Genomic DNA, 3,710 nt, shown 5'->3' on the forward strand with positions numbered 1-3,710 from the left:
ACAACGACCACATGGTTCACTAAAAAATATGAAACCAGAAGAATTTGAAACTTTTCTTTTGGGGCGCGCCCCAAAAGAAAGACCAACAGTAATCATTAATTATTAACCTGAAAAAAGGCAAGCTTATTCAGGCAAGGTCATTTTTTAAAACTACAACTACAAACTAACCAACTAAACCCCGGCATAGATGATAAAAATACAAGGTCTTTTGTGGAGGTCTATCTGGTGTTTTTTCCAGTAAGAAGCTTTTTGAGTTTGTATGTATTGAGTGGGCAGTGTAATATCACAGGCTACGCATACCAGTGTGTTGCCTTGTAGTGTGGCGGCCAGGTCTGATAACATCTGGTTATTGCGGTATGGGGTTTCGATAAATATCTGAGATTGCTTGAGTTCGGTAGAGCGTTTTTCCAGTGTTTTAATCTCTTGTTTTCGCTGTGACTTATCTATGGGGAGATAGCCGTTGAAGGCAAAATTCTGTCCGTTCATTCCGCTCGCCATCAGGGCGAGGAGAATGGAGGAGGGACCTACCAGGGGTTCTACTCGAATACCTTTTTGATGCGCGATAGCGACAACTTCCGCTCCCGGATCTGCGATACCGGGACAGCCGGCTTCCGATATTATCCCTACTTGTTTGCCGTCGAGACAGGGCTGTAAAAAAGCGGGAAGTTCGCCGGGATCGGTATGTTTGTTAAGAGGGTAGAGTAGGAGTTCGGCTTGAACCTTTTCGGGACATATTTTTTTTATAAAGCGGCGGGCGGACTTTTCGTTTTCTACAATAAAGTGGTCGGTTTGCTCGATCGCTCGCTTTACCGATATGGGAAGAACTTCTAGTGGAGCTTGTTCTCCCAGCGTTACGGGTATGAGAAACAATGTACCTCTATGTGTGTTTGTCGCGCTCATTTTAAAATTGTAAACCTCACTGATTATTCGATGCCGGATGCAATGATATCGCATGCCTCATCCAACATCTGGTACACCTTGTCAAAACCTTCTGCTCCCCCATAGTAGGGGTCGGGTACCTCCTTATCACTTCTGGGATTATTGAGGTTGAGTATCAGCATTACTTTTTTTCTGTCGTCTTTGTTTCGCGCCATTCTTATGACATTGTCGTAATTAGACTGATCCATGACATAAATGCGATCGAAGCGATCAAAATCCATTACTTCAAACTGTCGCCCTCTCAAATTACTGATATCGATATTGTTTTTACGCGCAACAGCTACCGAACGCCTATCGGGAGCCTCTCCTATGTGATAGCCCGCTGTTCCGGCAGAATCGACTTCAACTCTTTCGGGATCTATCTTAGAACGCAATATCCCCTCCGCCAGTGGCGAACGACATATATTGCCTAAGCATACCATTAAAATTCTGATTTTCAAAACCGAAGCTCTTAATACTAAATACTAAATACTAAATACCCACTACTAAATACCATCCTACTGCGTAAGCTTTTTAGAGATATCTTCCAGGTGTTTTCTGAATTGCTTATCTGTCTCGGCCAGATTGTCTACTGTTTTACAGGCGTGGAGTACTGTGGCGTGATCTCTTTTTCCTATTTGAGATCCTATACTTGCCAGAGAGGCCTTGGTAAATTTTTTGGCAAAGAACATGGCTAATTGACGTGCCTGAACGATGTGTCGCTTACGGGTTTTTGACTGTAAGGTGGCGACGTCCATTTGGAAATAGTCAGATACCACCTTTTGGATATAGTCGATAGAGACTTCTCGTTTGGTACTTTTGACAAATTTTTCGACGATTTGAGTGGCGAGTTCTATGGTGACTTCCCTCTTGTTGAAAGACGATTGGGCGATAAGTGAAATAATGGCTCCTTCCAGTTCCCTTACATTGGTCTTGATATTTTTGGCCACGTATTCTATGATTTCTTCCGGCATATCTACTCCGTCGCGATAGAGTTTGTTTTTGAGGATAGAAATCCTAGTTTCGTAATCGGGAGTTTGCAATTCTGCCGAAAGCCCCCACTTAAAGCGAGAAAGCAGTCGTTGTTCTATATCCTGCATATCTACAGGAGCCTTGTCGGAAGTGAGAATTACCTGTTTTCCGTTTTGATGCAGGTGGTTGAAGATGTGGAAAAATACATCTTGGGTAGCCGACTTCCCAGAGAGGAATTGTACGTCGTCTATGATGAGCACATCTATCAGCTGATAGAAGTGGATAAAGTCGTTTCTGGTGTTCTTTTTGACCGATTCTATAAACTGTTGAGTAAACTTCTCGGCAGAGATATAAAGCACCGTCTTTTCGGGATATTTATCTTTGATATCTACACCTATAGCGTGAACCAAGTGAGTTTTTCCCAACCCGACTCCTCCAAAGATAAGCAGTGGATTAAAAGAAGTACCTCCCGGTTTGTTGGCTACAGCCAATCCGGCCGATCGGGCAAGGCGATTGGAATCGCCTTCCAGAAAATTGTCGAAGTTGTAATTAGCGTTGAGCTGAGATTCGATTTTTATATTTCGGATTCCCGGAATGACAAAAGGATTTTTCAATTCCGGGTTTTTGTGCTTTACCGGTACATCCAGTTCTTGTGGTTGCAGATGGGTGCGGTTGCTACTTGGTATCTTTTCGGTAAAAGGACGCCGGTTGCCATAGGTGTTTTCCATCTTGATAATGTATACCAGTTTGGCATTTTCTCCCAATTCTTTGGTGAGAGCAACCTTTAATAATTTGACATAATGCTCTTCCAACCACTCGTAAAAAAACTTGCTCGGCACTTGTATACTCAACGCGCAATCGCTAAGTTTGACAGCCTTTATCGGGGCAAACCAGGTGTTGTATGCCTGGGGCTGAATATTATCCTTAATAAAAGACAGACAATTATCCCATACCGATTGAGCAGTCAAATTCATTACCTCTAAATAGTTTTTTTCGTTAGGTTAGTGATTATTAAGAAGATCGAAAATAATATATCTTCCCGTTTTAGGTTGAACAAATATGTGAACAAAAAATTGAAAAAAAAAATCAAATACCGGTTGAATATTTACTTTTTTTTTCTCATACCCGTTAATGATATTTTTACATTACCTTAACAGCTGAAATATACGATATTTTTTTATGAAAACACACGAAATCAATATAAGAATTAGATATGGTGAAACCGATCAGATGGGAGTGGTGTATCACGGCAACTATGCGCAATTTCTCGAAATGGGTAGGGTTGAGTGGCTTAGGAGTATAGGGGTGTCGTATCGCTCTATGGAGGAAAACGGAATTATGTTGCCGGTGGTTTCTCTGAAACTCGATTACAAAAAGTCGGCCAAGTACGACGACCTGATCAAGGTAGTGACATCACTTCGCGAAGAACCCGGAGTGAAAATAGAATTTGATTACAAAATATTAAGTGAAAACGACGAATTGCTCACCATAGGTAATACTGTACTGGTCTTTGTAGACAAGCGCAGCGGTCGACCAGTACGCTGCCCGGAGTACATACTGGAGAAGATAAGAGCATAAGTGATTTTCGATGTGCTGTCGATAGATTTTTAGTCGATGAACAAAGTTAGGACTGGAATGACTCCTCCGACTACTTTTCTCTAAGTCTCTCGGTCTCCTCGTCCCCTCATCGCCAAGTCTCTGCGTCTCAAGCAAAATCTTTCCTTCATTTTGTCTTGACACAAAACGAAGCAAAAAGTCAAGAAGCCTTTAATGAAATTTTCCCGGCTATCGCGGGAAACCAGCTGAATTCCCGCTTCACG

The 3,710-nt window shown here is 42.2% G+C and carries 4 protein-coding genes; 1 reads left to right on the forward strand and 3 read right to left on the reverse strand.

Features of this window, described 5'->3' with window-relative positions; translation table 11 throughout:
• Nucleotides 1-171: 171 nt before the first annotated feature.
• Genes ACYZZR_RS13255 through dnaA form a run of 3 tightly spaced genes read right to left on the reverse strand, consistent with a single transcriptional unit; the run spans nt 172 to nt 2,864 of the window.
• Nucleotides 172-900 (reverse strand): SAM-dependent methyltransferase, encoded by a 729-nt coding sequence (locus tag ACYZZR_RS13255; protein WP_461534489.1) that lies wholly within the window; start codon nt 898-900, stop codon nt 172-174.
• 23 nt (nt 901-923) lie between these two features.
• The gene (locus ACYZZR_RS13260) at nt 924-1,379 is read right to left on the reverse strand and encodes a low molecular weight protein-tyrosine-phosphatase (RefSeq protein WP_461534490.1); all 456 of its coding nucleotides are present in this window, start codon (nt 1,377-1,379) and stop codon (nt 924-926) included.
• Nucleotides 1,380-1,436: 57 nt separating this feature from the next.
• Nucleotides 1,437-2,864 carry a chromosomal replication initiator protein DnaA gene (dnaA, locus tag ACYZZR_RS13265; RefSeq protein ID WP_461534491.1) on the reverse strand — a complete coding sequence of 476 codons (1,428 nt, stop codon included), beginning with the start codon at nt 2,862-2,864 and terminating at the stop codon, nt 1,437-1,439.
• A 205-nt stretch (nt 2,865-3,069) separates the two neighbouring features.
• Between dnaA and ACYZZR_RS13270 the strand changes: the two genes are divergently transcribed.
• Complete coding sequence (locus ACYZZR_RS13270) at nt 3,070-3,468, forward strand: acyl-CoA thioesterase (protein ID WP_461534492.1); 399 nt, start codon at nt 3,070-3,072, stop codon at nt 3,466-3,468.
• Nucleotides 3,469-3,710 lie beyond the last annotated feature (242 nt).

This window comes from Sinomicrobium sp. (genome assembly GCA_029266035.1).
In the GTDB taxonomy this organism is placed as follows: domain Bacteria; phylum Bacteroidota; class Bacteroidia; order Flavobacteriales; family Flavobacteriaceae; genus Sinomicrobium.